The sequence below is a fragment of the Azospirillum sp. NS33 genome (assembly GCF_059703765.1).
Window position 1 is genome coordinate 88,268 of sequence record NZ_BAAKJB010000001.1, and the last position, 16,165, is coordinate 104,432.

General features: G+C 72.8%; 17 protein-coding genes. 6 read left to right on the forward strand and 11 right to left on the reverse strand.

Annotation, left to right across the window (positions count from 1 at the left end; genetic code table 11):
• The first annotated feature begins 14 nt into the window (after window positions 1–14).
• The gene (msrA, locus tag AC6H2I_RS00380; protein WP_497498490.1) at window positions 15–689 is read left to right on the forward strand and encodes a peptide-methionine (S)-S-oxide reductase MsrA; all 675 of its coding nucleotides are present in this window, start codon (window positions 15–17) and stop codon (window positions 687–689) included.
• A 30-nt stretch (window positions 690–719) separates the two neighbouring features.
• Here msrA and AC6H2I_RS00385 read toward each other — a convergent pair whose 3' ends face one another.
• The 6 genes from AC6H2I_RS00385 to AC6H2I_RS00410 form a co-directional block, all read right to left on the reverse strand.
• Entirely contained in the window at window positions 720–1,898 is a 1,179-nt protein-coding gene (locus tag AC6H2I_RS00385) for an NAD(P)/FAD-dependent oxidoreductase (protein WP_497498491.1), read from the reverse strand.
• 49 nt (window positions 1,899–1,947) lie between these two features.
• The gene (locus AC6H2I_RS00390) at window positions 1,948–2,859 is read right to left on the reverse strand and encodes an EamA family transporter (RefSeq protein ID WP_497498492.1); all 912 of its coding nucleotides are present in this window, start codon (window positions 2,857–2,859) and stop codon (window positions 1,948–1,950) included.
• Window positions 2,860–2,928: 69 nt separating this feature from the next.
• Complete coding sequence (locus AC6H2I_RS00395) at window positions 2,929–3,915, reverse strand: hypothetical protein (RefSeq protein ID WP_497498493.1); 987 nt, start codon at window positions 3,913–3,915, stop codon at window positions 2,929–2,931.
• 111 nt (window positions 3,916–4,026) lie between these two features.
• Window positions 4,027–6,012 carry a TRAP transporter permease gene (locus AC6H2I_RS00400; protein WP_497498494.1) on the reverse strand — a complete coding sequence of 662 codons (1,986 nt, stop codon included), beginning with the start codon at window positions 6,010–6,012 and terminating at the stop codon, window positions 4,027–4,029.
• A gap of 73 nt (window positions 6,013–6,085) precedes the next feature.
• Window positions 6,086–7,078, reverse strand: coding sequence for a TAXI family TRAP transporter solute-binding subunit (locus AC6H2I_RS00405; protein WP_497498495.1), 993 nt, complete (start codon window positions 7,076–7,078; stop codon window positions 6,086–6,088).
• 125 nt (window positions 7,079–7,203) lie between these two features.
• Entirely contained in the window at window positions 7,204–8,526 is a 1,323-nt protein-coding gene (locus tag AC6H2I_RS00410; RefSeq protein ID WP_497498496.1) for a Rieske 2Fe-2S domain-containing protein, read from the reverse strand.
• 253 nt (window positions 8,527–8,779) lie between these two features.
• Between AC6H2I_RS00410 and AC6H2I_RS00415 the strand changes: the two genes are divergently transcribed.
• Genes AC6H2I_RS00415 through AC6H2I_RS00425 form a run of 3 tightly spaced genes read left to right on the forward strand, consistent with a single transcriptional unit; the run spans window position 8,780 to window position 11,644 of the window.
• The gene (locus AC6H2I_RS00415) at window positions 8,780–9,751 is read left to right on the forward strand and encodes a PDR/VanB family oxidoreductase (RefSeq protein WP_497498497.1); all 972 of its coding nucleotides are present in this window, start codon (window positions 8,780–8,782) and stop codon (window positions 9,749–9,751) included.
• A gap of 13 nt (window positions 9,752–9,764) precedes the next feature.
• A complete protein-coding gene (locus AC6H2I_RS00420) occupies window positions 9,765–10,985 on the forward strand; it encodes a Gfo/Idh/MocA family protein (protein WP_497498498.1) in 1,221 nt (406 codons plus the stop codon).
• 35 nt (window positions 10,986–11,020) lie between these two features.
• Window positions 11,021–11,644: a MarR family winged helix-turn-helix transcriptional regulator gene (locus AC6H2I_RS00425; protein WP_497498499.1), complete on the forward strand. Its 624-nt coding sequence runs from the start codon at window positions 11,021–11,023 to the stop codon at window positions 11,642–11,644.
• 61 nt (window positions 11,645–11,705) lie between these two features.
• On the opposite strand, the gene AC6H2I_RS00430 is transcribed toward AC6H2I_RS00425, so the two are convergent.
• The 3 genes from AC6H2I_RS00430 to AC6H2I_RS00440 all read right to left on the reverse strand — a co-directional run bounded on the left by AC6H2I_RS00430 (window position 11,706) and on the right by AC6H2I_RS00440 (window position 13,401).
• Window positions 11,706–11,969: a DUF6455 family protein gene (locus AC6H2I_RS00430; protein ID WP_497498500.1), complete on the reverse strand. Its 264-nt coding sequence runs from the start codon at window positions 11,967–11,969 to the stop codon at window positions 11,706–11,708.
• Between the two features lie 80 nt (window positions 11,970–12,049).
• Entirely contained in the window at window positions 12,050–12,574 is a 525-nt protein-coding gene (locus AC6H2I_RS00435) for a MarR family winged helix-turn-helix transcriptional regulator (RefSeq protein ID WP_497498501.1), read from the reverse strand.
• Between the two features lie 62 nt (window positions 12,575–12,636).
• Window positions 12,637–13,401, reverse strand: coding sequence for a sulfite exporter TauE/SafE family protein (locus AC6H2I_RS00440; protein ID WP_497498502.1), 765 nt, complete (start codon window positions 13,399–13,401; stop codon window positions 12,637–12,639).
• 182 nt (window positions 13,402–13,583) lie between these two features.
• On the opposite strand from AC6H2I_RS00440, the gene AC6H2I_RS00445 reads away from it, so the two are divergent.
• Window positions 13,584–14,399, forward strand: coding sequence for a class II aldolase/adducin family protein (locus AC6H2I_RS00445; RefSeq protein ID WP_497498503.1), 816 nt, complete (start codon window positions 13,584–13,586; stop codon window positions 14,397–14,399).
• A 16-nt stretch (window positions 14,400–14,415) separates the two neighbouring features.
• Here AC6H2I_RS00445 and AC6H2I_RS00450 read toward each other — a convergent pair whose 3' ends face one another.
• Window positions 14,416–14,592: a hypothetical protein gene (locus tag AC6H2I_RS00450; protein WP_497498505.1), complete on the reverse strand. Its 177-nt coding sequence runs from the start codon at window positions 14,590–14,592 to the stop codon at window positions 14,416–14,418.
• A gap of 155 nt (window positions 14,593–14,747) precedes the next feature.
• Window positions 14,748–15,224: a hypothetical protein gene (locus tag AC6H2I_RS00455; RefSeq protein WP_497498506.1), complete on the reverse strand. Its 477-nt coding sequence runs from the start codon at window positions 15,222–15,224 to the stop codon at window positions 14,748–14,750.
• Between the two features lie 137 nt (window positions 15,225–15,361).
• On the opposite strand from AC6H2I_RS00455, the gene AC6H2I_RS00460 reads away from it, so the two are divergent.
• Window positions 15,362–15,964: a hypothetical protein gene (locus AC6H2I_RS00460; protein ID WP_497498507.1), complete on the forward strand. Its 603-nt coding sequence runs from the start codon at window positions 15,362–15,364 to the stop codon at window positions 15,962–15,964.
• Window positions 15,965–16,165: the final 201 nt, after the last annotated feature.

Below are 16,165 nucleotides of genomic sequence, written 5' to 3' on the forward strand. Positions count from 1 at the left end.
ACACGGAGGATTCCATGCGCATCGTTCCGATCCTGGCCCTGGCGCTCCTGGCCGGCCCGGCGCTGGCCGCGATGGACAGCCCCGTCCCCGGCGGCGCCCCGGGCGCCCCGGGCGCCGGAGACGCGCCGGCCGAGGCGGTCTTCGCCGGCGGCTGCTTCTGGTGCATGGAGCCGCCCTTCGACAAACTCGACGGCGTGCTGTCGACCACCTCCGGTTACACGGGCGGGGCGGTGCCCGATCCCACCTACGAACAGGTGTCGGCCGGCGGGACCGGCCACCGGGAGGCGGTGCTGGTGCGTTACGACCCGGCCCGGGTGCGCTACGCCGAGCTGCTGGAGGTCTACTGGCGCAACGTCGACCCCTTCGATGCCGGCGGCCAGTTCTGCGACCATGGCGACCAGTACCGGTCGTCCATCTATCCCGTCACCGCCGAGCAGCGCCGCCTCGCCGAGGAGTCCCTGCGCGCGGTGGCCGACCGATTCGACCGCCCGGTGGCCACCACCGTGGAGCCGGCCGGGCCGTTCTACGCGGCGGAGTCCTACCACCAGGACTACCACCAGACCCACCCCCTGCAATACCGCTTCTACCGCTTCACCTGCGGCCGCGACAGCCGGCTGGAGGCGGTGTGGGGTGGCGCCGAGGCGCAGGCGCCGCTGGTCGCGGACGCCGAATCCACCGCCGGCAAGTAATCGTATCGAATTTGAAACGATTCCTGCGCGTTATATGACGTTGCGTTCGAGCAACGGCCGTCCCTCGGCCAGGCGCTCGTAGGCGAAGGGCGACAGGTCGAGGCTGCGGTAGGCGCCGTGGACGATCAGCTCGGCCAGGCCCCGACCGGCTCCCGGCGCCTGCTGCAGGCCGTGGCCGCTGAAGCCGTTGATGAACAGGAGGTTCTCCACGTCGGGATGGCGCCCGATCACGGCGTTCTGGTCGACGTCGTTGTATTCGTAGTGGCCGGCCCAGGCGCCGGTCACCTTGACCGCCTCGAACGCCGGCACCCGCGCCGCCAGCGCCGGCCACACCAGGGTGTCGAACAGGTCGTGCTCGACGGTCAGGTCCAGGGTGTCGGGATCGCGATCCGGCGGCGGCGGGGCCGCGGCGATGAAGCGCCCGCCCTCCGGGCGGAACCACACCCCGCCGGGGTCGATGACCAGGGGGCAGCCGGGCAAGGCGGTGCGGCAATCGAACACGAAGACGCAGCGCTTGCGCGCCGACACCGGAAGCGGCACCCCGGCCATGGCCGCCACCGCGCGCGCCCGCGGCCCGGCGGCGTTGACGACGCTGCCGGCGGTGATCCGCCGCCCGTCGCCCAGCACCACGGCGTCGATCCGCGCCCCCGCCCGATCCAACCCAACCACCTCGGCGGTGATGAATCGCGCCCCCTGCGCCCGCGCCTTGCGGCGGAACGCCTGCATCAGCGCATAACCGTCGAACCACCCCTCCCCCGACAGGCCGAGCGAGCCCAGCGCCAGCCCATCGACGCTGATCCAGGGAAAGCGCTGGGCCAGGGCGTCCGGGTCCAGCAGCGCCACGTCCACGCCCGCAGCCCGCTGCACCGCGTGGTTGGCGCGCAGGGTCGCGGCTCCCTCGGTGGTGGCGAGGTAAAGGTAGCCGGGCTCGACCAGGCCGAGGTCGACCGCCTCCCCATCCACGGCGAGCAGCCGCGCCGCATCGCGCAGCACCTCCAGCCCGTAGCGGGACAGGGCGATGTTCGCGGGCGTCGAGAACTGCTGGCGGATGGAGCTGGCCGACAGCGCCGACGACGCCGTGGCGTAGGTGGGGTCGCGCTCGACCACCGCCACCGTGCCGTCGAACGCCGGGTCGGCCAAAAGGTAATGGGGGACCGCGCATCCCATCACCCCGCCCCCGACCACCACCACGTCGAACCGTTCGCTCACCCGGTCCCCCATCGGCTCACCCTCGCCGCGGCAGTGTAGCTCAAGGGGGTCAGCGGTTCACGATCAACACCACCCCGGCCACCGCCAGCGCCGCGCCGATCCACGCCCCGGCGGCGGGACGGCGGCGGGTGGCCAGCCACAGCAGCGGCAGGATCAGAACCGGGCTGGTGGCCGACAGGGTGGCGACCACCCCGGCCTTGCCGTGGGCCAGCCCCAGCATCAGCAGCGTCATGCCCAGGCCGATGCCGATGCAGCCGTTGAGGAGGATCGGCACCAGGACCGGCGGGCGCAGCGCCGCCGCCCAGCCGGCGCGCTGCCCCGGCCAGACCAGCCCGTGGGCCACCAGCACCGCCGCCGCGGCGGCGACGCGGACGGCCGCCGCGGCCAGCGGGTCGGTGCCGGCGGCCATGGCCGGCTTGGCGATCACCGACCCGGCGGCCTGGCACAGGGCGGCCACCAGGCACACGGCGAAACCGGCCAGGAGGGAACCGCCCACCGCCTCCAGGCGGTGGGTTTCCGGCGTGCGGGAGCGGAAGAACACGGCCAGCATGACGCCGGCGGTCACCAGGGCGATGCCGGCCAGGGTGGTGGCCGCGAAGCCCTCGTCCAGGAACGCCCAGCCCAGCAGCGCCGTCATCGGCGCGTTGGTGGCGTAGACCACCGCGTTGCGCCGCGGGCCCAGGCGCCCCAGCGCCCAGAACAGCGCGACGTCGCCCAGCACGATGCCGACGACGGCGGAGAGGGCGAGTGGAAGGACGCTGGCCGCCGCCATCCCGTCCCACGCCCCCGTCAGGGTGGCGGCGGCGGCCAGCAGCACCGACACCACGGCGAGACGGATGCGGTTGAAGGCGATGGAGCCGATGGCCCGCACCGGTTCGACGGCGATCAAGCCGCCGACGGCCCAGCACAGGGCGGCGCCGAGCCCGCCGAGGCTGGCGAGCGTCACAGGGTCGAGAAGCATGGGGAAGGCGCGCCGGCTGCGGGAGGGGCGGCGACCCTACCCCACCGCCCGGCCCCGGCGCCAGCGCGGCTAGATCTTGAACGACTCCAGCGTCTCCGGCGCGAACAGCTCGCGCGGCTCCAGCAGGCGCTTGGACAGGCCCTGCTCGTGGTGATAGCGCAGGAAGGTGGCCAGGGTCGCCTCGTTGCGGGCGAAGCCGTAGGCCCAGTAGTCGTCGCCCATCAGGGCCCGCGCCTCCTCCACATGGGCGGTCAGCCACGGCAGCATCACCGTGAGCGCCGCGGTCTCGTAAAGGTCGCGGTAGGTGCGGCGCTGCGCCTCCTGGAACGCCTTGAAGAGGGACTGGGCGATCCACCGCTTGCTCTCGTAGACCTCGCGGCGGATCACCACCGTGTGCATGATCGGGAAGATGCCGGTGTCGCGGAAATAGGCGCGCTCCACCTCCTGGTAGTCCGCGAACAGCCGTTTCACCCGGCCGCCGCCGGTGAGGAAGGTGGAGGGCATGCGGGCGGTGTAGAGGGCGTCGATCTCGCCCTCCAGCAGCATGCGCGACAGGGTCTGCTCGGGGCCGATGGGCTGGACGCGGATGTTGGGCGGCAGGTCCAGCTTGAGCTTCTCGGAGCGGCCCGGCTCCTCCTCGCCGCCGGTGAGGTAGGTGACGCTGTCCACCGGGACGCCGTAGTGGTCGGAGAGGATGCCGCGGATCCACACCGGTGCCGTCATCTGGTACTCCGGCACGCCGACCCGCTTGCCCACCAGGTCCTGCGGGCCGTCGATGCCGGCGTCGGCGTTCACGTAGATGCAGGAGTGGCGGAAGAAGCGCGACGGGAACACCGGGATCGCCACGAACGGCCGCTCCGGCGAGCACAGCGACACCGAGTAGGACGACAGCGACATCTCCGAGACGTCGAACTCCCGGTGGCGGAGCATGCGGAAGAAGGTCTCCTCCACCGGCATCTCGAGATAGGTCAGGTCGATGCCGTCGGGACGGACCGAGCCGTCGGCCAGGGCGCGCATGCGGTCGTAGTTCCAGCAGCCAAACGAGAGTTCGGTCATGACGGGTCCCGTGTCTTGGTCAGGATGGGCGGTGCAGCCCCGGCCCTCCCCCGGCCGGGCCGGGAGAGGGGGGTGTCGGCTGGCGGGGCGCGGGAGACCGCGGCCGCCGGCCTACTTCCCGGCCAGGGCGTTGCGGTGCAGGGGAAGCGTTTCGTTCCCGGCGGCGCCGTCGGCGGCGGGGCGCGGGGCGTCCGGCCGGGCCGCCGGATCGCCGCGCCGGGCGAGCCCGGCGCTCAGCCCGGCGGCGGTCAGCGCCAGGCCGAGCACGGCCAGCCACAGGGAGGGGATGACGAGGCAGATCCCGCCAACCCCGGCGAGCAGGCGCGACCACGCCGGCAGCGGCCGGTTGAGATAGCCCTCCACCGCGACGCCGACTCCGGCGACGCCGAGGATGGCGGTGACGATGGCGATGCCGATCCCCAGCGGCGACCCGATGAGCAGCAGCTCCGGGCTGTAGGCGAAGGCGAAGGGAACCAGGATGGCCGCCACCGACAGGCGGGTCGCCGTTGCCGCGATCATCACCGGGTTGGCCCGCGCGATGGCCGCCGCGGCGTAGGCCGCCACCGCCACCGGCGGCGTGGTGGCCGACAGCACGGCGAAGTAGAGCAGGAACATGTTGGCGGCCATCACCGACAGCCCGAAGTCCTGGATCGCCGGTCCCACCAGGATGGTGGCGAGGATGTAGACGCTGGGGGTCGGCATGCCCATGCCCAGCAGCACCGTCACCGCCGCCGCGACCATCAGCGAGCCGATCATCGTGCCGCCGCCGATCACCGTGATCAGCGACGAGAACTTGGCCGCCAGTCCGGTCATGCTGAGGCCGCCGATCACCAGCCCGGCGGCCGCGCAGGCGGCGACCACACCGACCGTCTTCAACGTGGTCTCGGACAGCACGTCGAAGATCTCCACCGGCCCGAGCCGGCTGCCCTTGTGGAGCATCGACACGGCCAGCACCGCCAGCGTGCCGATGAAGGCGACCAGCGACGCCGAATAGCCCAGCGACAGGCCGATGACGATGGCGGTGAGCGGGACGAGGAACAGGTCGCCGCCCCGCAGCGCCGCGCGCACGCTGGGGATCTCCGAACGGTCGAGGCCGCGCATGCCCAGGCGCTTGGACATGAAGTGGACCTGGACGAACACGCCGAGATAGTAGAGGACGGCCGGGACGATGGCCGCCACCGCGATCTCGTAATAGGCGATGCCGGTGTACTCGGCCATGATGAAGGCGACCGACCCCATCACCGGCGGCATCAGCGACCCGCCGGTGCAGGCCGCCACCTCGATGGCGCCGGCCTGGCGGGCGCTGTAGCCGGCGCGCTCCATGGCGGGGATGGTGACCGACCCGGTGGTCACCACGTCGGAGGTCGGGCTGCCGGACACCATGCCATAGGCGCCGGAGGACACGATGGCGATCTTGGCCGTGCCGCCGGTGGTGCGGCCGGTCAGCAGGGCACCGACGCGGTAGAAGAAGTCGCCGCCGCCGGCCCGCGCCAGGGCGGTGCCGAACAGGACGAAGAGGAAGGCGTAGGTGGCCGCGACCCGCAGCGGGACGCCGAACACGCCGTCGGTGGTGAAGACGGTGACGTCGATCAGGTGATCCGGCGGGATGTACCCGTGCGCCAGCTCGCCCGACAGGTGGTGGCCGAAAAGGTTGTAGGCGAGAAAGACGACGACGATCAGCAGCAGCCCCAGGCCGGTCGCCCGGCGGGTCGCCTCCAGCGTCATCAGCAGGATGGCGCTGCCGAAGAACATGTCGGCGGGGGTGAGGGGATCGAACAGGGCGATGCGCTGGACGATGATGTCCAGGTTCGTCCAGAAATAGACCCCGGCGGCGGCGGCGAGCGCCGCCAGACCCCAGTCGATCAGCCACGGCCGACCGCTCGTGTCCTCGGTGGTCGGTGCCACCGTCAGGAACACGAGCACCAGCATGGCCGACAGGAACACGATGAGGAACCCCATCATGTCCGTGATCGTGAAGATCGTGTTGTAGATAACTCCGACCGAGATGGCCGCGGCATAGAGCTTCACCGCGGCTCCCAGCCACCCTTCGGGGCGCCGGATCTTGCCCGTTCCGAAGAGGATGTTGACGACCGACATTGCGCTGACCTCGACGGTTGCCTGGTGGTGCGGAGGGCCGGCCGCGCGCCGCAACGGGCGCGCGGCCGGTCGATCACATCAGGCCCTTCTCCGCGTAGAGCTTCTTCGCTCCGGGATGGTACGGCAGCACCTGCTGCTTGGTCATGAACTCCGGCGTCAGCGCCTTCATGGCGGGGTGCACCGTGGCGATCTGCCCGACGTTCTCCACCAGCGCCTTGGCCAGGTTGTAGGCGGTCTCCTCGGACATCGACTCGTTGGCCACCAGCAGGGCGCCCAGCGAGGCGGTCTTCACCGGCTCCGTCTGGAACGCGTAGGCGCCGGCGGGGATGGTGAAGCTGGTGACGCCCATGGACTCCGCCACCTTCGCGATGGTTTCGTCACCGGCCGGCAGCATCATCACATCGACCGCCTGGCCGACCTCGATCAGCGAGCGCTGGCCGACGAAGAGGCTGTTGAACAGGGCGTCGACCCGACCGTCGCGCATCAGGTCGGCCTGCTCCTCGGAGCCGGCCATCACCACGGCGCCGCCCCAGGACTCGATGTCGGCAATGGAGATGCCGTTGGCTTCCAGCATCTTCTCCGCGACCAACTCCGAGATGTTGCCCCGGCGGTTGAAGGCGATGCGGATCGGCGGCTTCTTGGTCGCGAGATCCTCGATCGACTTCAGGCCGTGCTTTTCGGCAAAGGCCTTGGCCACCACGAACTGCATGGGCGCCCAGTCGTACATCATGGCGATGGCGGCGAGGCCGGTGGTCCGCTGCCGGAACGGCGGCAGGCCTTCCAGGGCCAGGCGCAGCTCGGCGTTGTGGATCAGGCCGATGTCGGCGCGCTTCTGCTCCAGGAGAACGACGTTGGCCACGCCGCCGCCCGAGGTCTGGTAGGTCACCGTGCTGTCGGGAAAGCTCTCCTTGACGGCACGGTCGACGCCCACGCCGAGCAGCGACCACAGGCCACCCGGGCTGGCGCCGGCCATGGTGAGCCGCATCTCCTGGGCGGCGGCGGCGCCGGTGAGCATCGCCACGGTCAGCGCGGCGGCGCCCAGTGTCTTCATCAGCTTCGTCTTCATCTCCCCCCCTTTTCGGGTTGACCGGCCATGCCATCGGCAGGCCGGTGGTCGGTGGTGGTGTCAGCGCAATGAAACGGGTTTTCGGGCGGACCCGGGATCACGGGCGGCCAACGGCACGAGCCGGCCTATTCCGCGGCGCCGGCGACGGGCCCGCGCTCGAGCGTGCCCAGCAGGGTCGCCTCGTCGTCGGAGGCGCCGAGCATCCGCCAGCCGTCGCTCTTGGGAACGATGCCCTGGAAGGAGCACAGCTTGGACTGGGCGACGTGGGGCTGGCCGAGGCCGATGGGCTCGTCGCCCGCGGTGAAGCGGTGCACGGCGTCGATCATCAGGCGGCGGAACTGGACCACGGCGATGTCGCTGGCCCCCAGCCGCTCGCTGGTGCGGTCGGCGATCGGGCCCATCGACTCCCACATGGCGATGTCCTGGTTGGGGATGCCGCGGATGCCCGTGAAATCGCCCAGCTTCATCGCCGCCCGGTCCTGGCCGTAGTCGTTGTCGCGCCGGCGCAGCACCGGGCGGTAGTCCGCGTCCAGGTCGACGCCGACCTGGGCGGCGCAGAACTTGCGCCAGGACTCCTGCTCGATGCAGTCCGTGGGGTGCCAGGCGATGAAGTGGAAGTAGCTGCTGTGGTCGTCCTTGGGCACGATCACGCTGGCCACGTTGTAGGAGCTGTTGGGCGGGATCAGCGCGGTGAACGGCGCGACGTAGGTGGTCACGCGCACGTAGTCGTGGGTCCCGGCGTTGACGATGGGGCGGCGGATCGCCGCGTAGCGCATGCCGTAGTTGGTCACCTGGACCTGGATGCGCGGCATCTTGTCGGTCGAGGGGCGCAGCCAGTGGGTGTCGGCCGCCTTGGCGGTGTCGACGCGGGCCGGCTTCATGTCGGAGGAGTGCAGGCTGGAGCTGTGGGCGCTGTCGATCTGCCCTTCCATGATCTGCGCCCAGTTGCACGGCAGGTCGATGCGCGCGATGCTGACCTTGGCCTCGGGCGTCGGCGCCCACGGCGGCGGCTCGAACTCGGGCATCGCCTCGGCCTCCCCCATGTAGACCCAGACGAAGCCGCCGGCCTCGCGGGTGGGGTAGGCGGTGTGCTTCACCTTGGCGCAGAAGCCGCTCTCCGGCGGCTCCGACGGCATTTCGGTGCAGTTGCCGTCCACGTCGAACTTCCAGCCGTGATACAGGCAGCGCAGGCCGGATTCCTCGTTGCGGCCATAGACCAGCGACGCCTTGCGGTGGGGGCAGCGCTCGCCCAGCACGCCGATGCGGCCGTCGCTGTCGCGGAAGGCGACGAGATCCTCGCCGAACAGGCGCAGGCGCACGGGCTTGCCGTCCGGCTCGACCAGTTGCTCCGACAGCAGCGCCGGCACCCAGTGGCGGCGCATCATCCGTCCCATCGGGGCAGCGCCCTCGACGCGGCACAGCAGGTCGTTCTCTTCAGCGCTCAGCATCGGGTCATCTCCGTCTCATGCACGTCCTCGGCCGGCCGGTCCCGCCCCCGTTTGCCGAGGTGCCAGCCGTCGAACTTAGAGAGCTAATACATGACCGGCCCACTGGGTTTCAATGGGAATCTCAGCGTAGCGGACAATTAAGCGCCGAGCGATCAGGAGGGCTTGCCGTCGGTGTCTTAGATCTCTAATTTCATCGGCCGGAGGGGGCCGCGGCGCGCCCCCGGCACGGTTCGAGAAGCGACGGAGGAAGGACATGGTGGCGGAACTCGAGGGAACGACGGCCATGCCGCTGACGGTCCGCAGCGCCCGCTGGACCGCCGAGGGCATCCGCCTGTTCGAGTTGGCGCGGCCCGACGGGGCCGACCTGCCGGAGTTCACGCCGGGCGCCCACGTGCTGGTGCGCGTGCCCAACGGCGCGGTGCGGCGCTATTCGCTGAGCAACGCGCCCTCGCAGCTCGACCGCTACGAGATCGCGGTGAAGCGCGAGGAGTCCGGCCGCGGCGGCTCCAGGAGCCTGGTCGACGAGGCGCGCGAAGGGGACGAGCTGCTGGTGTCGGTGCCGCGCAACGACTTCCCGCTGGAGGGCAACCCGGCACGCTACGTGTTCATCGCCGGCGGCATCGGCATCACCCCCATCCTGTCGATGGCCCGCCACCTGATGGAAAGCGGCGGCAAGCCGTTCAAGCTCTACCACCTCACGCGCAGCCCGGAGACGACGCCCTTCCGCGAGGTGCTGGAACAGCCGGAGTTCCGCGGCAAGGTGGTGCTCCACCACGACCACGGCGACCCGGAGCGCGCCTTCGACCTGTGGCCGGTGCTGGAGGAGCCCAAGGGCGCCCACGTCTATTGCTGCGGGCCGCGCCGGCTGATGGAGGCGGTGCGCGACATGACCGGGCACTGGTCCGCGGCGGCCGTCCATTTCGAGGATTTCGGCAGCGCCGACGCGGCCCACGCGGCCTCGGACCAGCCCTTCACCGTCCACCTCGCGCGCAGCGGCACCGACATCGCGGTGAGCGCCGAGGAAACCCTGCTGGAGGCGCTCCATGCCCACGGGCACCGTGTGCCGAGCAGCTGCGAGAGCGGCACCTGCGGGACCTGCCGCTGCACCCTGCTGGAGGGAGAGGCCGACCACCGCGACCTGGTCCTGGCCGACCATGAGCGGGCCGACACCATCATGCCCTGCGTGTCGCGCGCCCGGGGCGACCGCCTCGTCCTCGACCTCTAGCGGAGGCGACGCCATGACCGAGCGCGCGTTGAAACTGGGGGTGGCCGGCCTGGGGCGGGGCTTCATGCTGATGCTGCCGACCCTGGCCAACCACCCCCGCCTGACCCTGACGGCGGCGGCCGACCCGCGGCCCGAGGCGCGCCGCCGATTCGTCGAGGATTTCGGGGGCCGCGCCCACGAGACGGTGGAGGCGCTGTGCGCCGACCCGGAGGTGGAGGCGGTCTACGTCGCCTCGCCGCACCAGTTCCACGTCGCCCATGTCGCGGCCGCGGCGGCGCGGGGCAAGCACGTCCTGGTCGAGAAGCCGATGGCGCTGACCCTGGAGGACTGCCGGGCGATGGTCGACGCCGCCGCCGCCGGCGGCGTCCACCTGCTGGTCGGCCACAGCCACAGCTTCGACGCACCGGTGCTGAAGACCCGCGCCCTGATCGACGGCGGCGCCTTCGGCCGGGTGCGCATGATCACCGCGTTGAACTACACCGATTTCCTCTACCGCCCGCGCCGGCCGGAGGAGCTGGACACCGCCCAGGGCGGCGGCGTCGTCTTCAGCCAGGCCGCCCATCAGGTCGACGTGGTGCGGCTGCTCGGCGGCGGCCTGTGCCGCGAGGTGCTGGCCTCGACCGGGTCGTGGGACCCGGCGCGCCCGACCGAGGGGGCCTACAACGCCCATCTGCGATTCGCCGACGGCGCCTTCGCCAGCCTGACCTACAGCGGCTACGGCCGCTTCGACAGCGACGAGTTCTGCGGCTGGGTCGGCGAGCTGGGGCAGGAGCGCGATGCCGCCGCCTACGGCTCCGCCCGGGCCGCCCTCGCCGAGGTCCGCTCGGCGCAGGAGGAGGCGGCGCTGAAGGAGACGCGCGCCTACGGCCGCGGGCCGGCCGGCCGGCCGGTGGCGGCGCCGCCGCGCCACCACAACCATTTCGGGCTGGTGGTGGTGTCCTGCGAGAACGCCGACCTGCGGCCCACCCCCGACGGGGTCATGGTGTACGGCGACCGCACGCGAACGATGGTGTCGGTGCCGCCGCCCGTGGTGCCCCGCGCCGAGGTCGTCGACGAGCTGGTCGACGCGGCCCTGCACGGCCGGCCGCCGCTGCACGACGGCGCGTGGGGCCTGGCCACCACCGAGGTCTGCCTGGCCATGCTGCGCTCGGCCCGCGACGGGGCGGCGGTCCCGCTGCACCACCAGGTGGCCCACCACGCCGGACCGCCCAGCCGCCGGAGCGTTGCGCTATGATGCCCCCCGACGGCGCATCAACGGCGAGAACCGCGATGAGCGACGACGGAACCGGGCGGCTGAGGACGCCACCCGGCACCATGCAGACGGCGCTGCGCCACTGGCGCGAGGACGTGCCGGGCGACCGCCTCGCCCATCTCGTGAAGGATGTGGCGCGCGGCCTCACCCGGTCGCTGCAGATGCGCCTGGCCGAGCACGACGTGTCCTTCGGGCACTGGACGTTCCTGCGCATCCTGTGGGACCGCGACGGCCTGACCCAGCGCGAGCTCAGCCTGCAGGCCGGGCTGATGGAACCGACCACCTACGCCGCGCTGAAGGCGATGGAGGCGCTGGGCTATGTCACCCGTGGCCAGCAGCCCGATCATCGCCGGAAAGTCTACGTCCACCTGACGCCGCTCGGCCGCTCGCTCAAGGACGTCCTGGTCCCGCTCGCCGAAGAGGTCAACGCGACGGCCCTGCGCGGCGTCCCGCCCGAGGATATGGCGGTGACCCGCCGCACCCTGCTGGCCATGGTGGAAAGCCTGGCCCGCGACGAGGCGGAGGGAACGACCCAGAGCCGCCGCATCCCCTCGACCCGCGAGGTGTCGCGGCGGCGGGTCGGCGAGGCGGCGCCCAAGCGCTCCCCCCGCCGCAAGGCCGCCACCGACGCCGCCGACTGACGGACCGCCGACCGACAGGCCGCCGACCGACAGGCCGCCGACTGGCAGGCCGCCGGCGCCGCTACTCGGCGATGCACCAGCGGTGCAGGTAGCCGTCCGCCAGGGCGAGCCGCCCGGCGTTGGGGCAGAACGCCGGCACGCCGGGACCGCCGGTGGCGTCCAGCGCCTGGCGGCAGCGCCGACCGTGGGTGCAGCCGGCGCATGCCGTCGCCATGGTCGCCATCTGCGGCCCCAGCCCGGCGGCCCGCGCGGCGCGCCGGTCGATGCCGAGCGCGCGGAACAGCCGGAGCAGCGGTTCCGGGGTTCCCTGGGTGTCCGTGATCATGATCCCCTCCCTCGTCTTATTCGCTTGGTAGCGAGTGATCAGACGATAGGGCAAGGAGGGGGCGGCCCCCTTGACCTGGATCAATCCGTGGCGGCGGACGGATCGGTCTCGGTGGACGCCGCGTCGGCCGTCAAGGCCCCGATCAGGTTGGCCCGCACCCGCCTCAGAACGTCGAACGCCCGGGCCAGCTCCTCCGCCCCGACCGATTCCACGGCGACCGCGTTCACCGCCATGGCCCGCGGCAGCAGGACGCGCTTGAGCTGGCGGCCGCGCTTGGTGAGGAAGACATTGAACTTGCGCCGGTCGGTGGGGTGGCGGCGGCGCTCGACCAGGCCCTGGGCCTCCAACCCGTTGAGCACCGACACCGTGGTCGGCGACATGGTGCCGGCGCGGTTGCCGAGTTCGGCCTGGGTCAGCCCGTCGCCCTCCCACAGGACGCGCAGGAAGTACCACTGGCCGAGCCCGATGCCTTCGCTCTCCAGCCGGGTCTGCAGAAGGCGCGCGAAGTGCTTGTGGGTGTCGCGCACGAGGTAGCCGAGGCTCTCGTCGTCGATGGTCGCGGCGTCGGCCGTCGCCGGTGTCCGCGTGCCCGCCCTCGCCCCCATCGTCGCGTCCCCCTGCGCTCCGCCGCGTCGCCCCCCGCGCCGCGGCGCGGCGACACCCTAGATCACCCGGACAGGCCGCGCCAGATCAGGCTCGCGGAAACCGCCGCCAGCGCGACAAGCACGGCGGTGCGGAAGGACTCCTGCGGGATTCGGTCGCGCGCGGCCCGGCCCAGGCGCATGCCGGCGAGCACGGGCAGCAGCGCCATCGCCGACAGCCAGGCCTCGCGGCGGCCCATCACCCCGTTGGCGATCAGCGCCACGGTGAGCGGCAGGGAGCCGACGAAATAGACGGTGGCGATGGAGCGCACGAACACGTCCTTGGGCAGCCGCAGCGCGTTGAGGTAGACGATCAGGGGCGGCCCGTAGAAGGACGTGAACCCGCCGAGGACGCCGGCGGCGAACCCGACCGCCGGACCGGCCCACCGTTCGGCGGACGCGTCGAGCCGCGGCTCGACACGGCTGGCGCTGAACGCGGTCAGGGCCAGGATGGTCACGCCGAGGACCACCGCCAGCACGGCGTCGTCGAGCGCGACCAGAAAGCGCACCCCCACCATCAGCCCGGCCACCAGCGCCACCAGCAACGGCCAGAAGCGGCGCACCGCGGCGCCGGGAGGGCCGCCCTGGGCCATCTGGACCAGATTGCTGGCGAGCACGGGGAACAGCAGCAGGGCGATCGCCTGCGGCACCGGCATGACGAAGGAGAGGATGGGGATGGCCACCATCGGCAGGCCGAGGCCGAGGGTTCCCTTGACCACACCGCCGAGGAGGCAGGCCACGAACGCCACCCCAAGCTCCAGCCCAAGCCCCGCCCCGATCGCCGCGTCCATCGCGCCCCTCTCCACCAAACCGCCGCACGGTCCCCCACGCCCCGCCCGACGGCAACGGGATTCGGCGAAGACCGGCAATGCGCCGCCACCCTCTGCGCGGCGCTTGACGGCGTCCCCGCGTGGTGGAATGCTCGCCACCGAGTAATCTGCGACTCGAACCAACGAAGGGACGGAGGGCACCCATGGCATGCCAAACCTGCGGCACCGACCACCAGGGGGCCGGCGGCGCCGACCACGAGGGCGCCGGCGGCCCCGCCGCGGAGGTGGCCGCCGGCACACCCGTCGCGGCGTCGCCGCAGCTGGTCGAGGATCTGGCGGCGGCCAACCGCATCCTCTATCACCGCGGCGTGGTGGACGCCTTCGGCCATGTCAGCGTGCGCCACGACCGCGCCCCGGACCGCTTCCTGCTGGCCCGCAACATGGCCCCCGGCCGGGTCACGGCGGACGACATCCTGGAGTTCGACCTGGACGGCCGGCCGTTCGACCCGCAGGGCCGCCGGGTCTACCTGGAGCGCTTCATCCACGGCGAGATCTACCGCGCCCGCCCCGACGTGGTGGCGGTGGTGCACAGCCATTCCCCGGCGGTGGTGCCGTTCAGCGTGGTCAAGAGCGTGCCGCTCCAGGCGATGTGCCACATGGGCGGGTTCCTGGCCTCGCCGGTGCCGGTGTTCGAGATCCGCGACGTGGCCGGCCCGGCCAGCGACCTGCTGATCCGGGACAACGCCCTGGGCGTCGCCCTGGCCGCCGTTCTGGGCGAGCAGCCGGCGGTGCTGATGCGCGGCCATGGCTCGACCGTGGTCGGCCGCAACCTGCGCGAGGCGGTGTTCCGCGCCGTCTACACCGAGGTCAACGCCCGGCTCCAGCTCGAGGCGCTGCGCCTCGGCCCGGTCACCTACCTGACGCCGGAGGAGGGGGCGGCCACCACCGCCACCAACAGCGGCCAGATCGACCGCGCCTGGGACCTGTGGCGCGAGCAGGCCATGGAGGGCGCCGCCTGACGCGGAGCCCCGGCCGTCAGACCGCGCGGAGGGCGTAGCGGCGACCGCCGTCCGTCTCGATGGTCTGGGCCACGGTGTGGACCGGGGTGCCGCGCCGCGCCGCCCCGGCGCAGCGGACGTGGTGCGCGTGGCGTGGAACGCCTCGGCGTCCGCGGGACGCGGTGGCGGCGATCGGGCGAAGGGTTCCGGTCATTGACGTCCGTCACGCTGGGATGGCCGTCGCGCCGGGGCGGCCGTCGCGCTGGCTGGCCCGGCGGTCGCGCGCGGCCCATCCCCGGCCCGAACGGGCCACGGCGGGGAGACGCGCGGACCGCGCCGTCGGCGTTATCGAAACCCCGCCGCCGGGCATCACCCGCCGGGCGTCATGCGGTCCAGCGCGTCGTGCAGCGTCTCCAGGGCGGTGCCGAGACGGCGGCGCGTGTCGCCGTCGCCGTGGTGATGGCGCAGGATCGCGACCGCCTGCTCCACGTCGGGAAGCGCACGGTCGAGGGCGGCGGTCAGCGCCGCCGGCAGGTCGTCCCAGCCGGGCTTGGCGCGCGCCCCCCGGATGCGCCGCAGCGCCTCCGTCAACTGATGCTCCACGGTGACGATCGCGCCCCCGCCGCGGCCCTCCGGCCCCGCACCGTCGAGCAGCGCCCGGGCGCGGCCGACGCGGTGGCGGGCCAGCCACAGGTCCTGCCGCACGCTGGTCTCCGGGGGCGGCGGTGCGCCGGCGTCCCCGGCGCGCCACGCCGCCACCGCCAGCAGCAGCGCGGCCACGGCGGCCCAGGCCGTCGGCCCCAGCGCCGCGGGGATGAGAACGAGGTGATCGAGGCCGCTCTCCATGCTCTCCCCCCGCCCGGGCCGGCCGCCGCCCCGACCAGCCCCGGGGGCAACGCCGGCCGCCTCGGCCGGGTTCCCGGGAACCGCCGCGGCAACGCCGGCGTTAAGGGCATCATGGAGATCACGGGGAGGACCGGACGATGACGCGCCATTCGGGAATCGGTGTGACGCTGACGCTGCTGGCCGGAGTCGCGGCGGTGTCGGTCGCCGCCCTGCCGACCAGCGTGGCGGCCCAGACCTGCACGGCGATGGTGGAGGCCTTCGCCGCGGCCAACGGGCTGTCCGCGGAACCCCCGCCCCAGGCGCCGCCCTCCTCCGTGGCGGGCCTGCCGCCGGGGACGGCGGGCGGCAGCGGCCTGCCCGAAGGGGACGCCCCCAACGCCGGGGCCCTGGAGAACGGCGGCGGGGGCAGTGGCGTCACCCCCGAGGAGCTGGCGGAGTCCGGCGGGGTCATCGCCCCGCCCGACGTCGGCGCGCCGGCGGTCATCGAACCGCCGGCCGATCACCTGAACGACATGCCCACGGCGCCGGCCATCCGACCCGACCCGGGGATTGCCGCGGCACCGCCGTCCAGCGACGCCTTCGGCCGCGCCGCGTTGCGCGCGCAGATGGACGCGCTGGTGACCGGCGCCCTGGCCGCCGCCGACGACGGTGACGAACGCCAATGCCTGGACAGCCTCGCCAAGGCGCAGCAGCTGGCCGAGGGCGGGGCGGAGACCGGCGAGCCGGCGCGGCCGGAGTGACCATGACCGACCCCTATCCTCCGATCCCGCCGGTGGAGCCGCCGGCCCCGCCGCCGCCGAGGGTCCCGCCCGAGGTGCCGGGCGATCCGTCGCGGCCGCCGTTGGACGACCCGCCGCCGCCCATCCCCGTGCCCCCGACCGAGCCGCCGCCGGTGCCGGAGCGTCTGGCGCGGCGGGGGCCACGGCCCTGAGGCCAGCCCC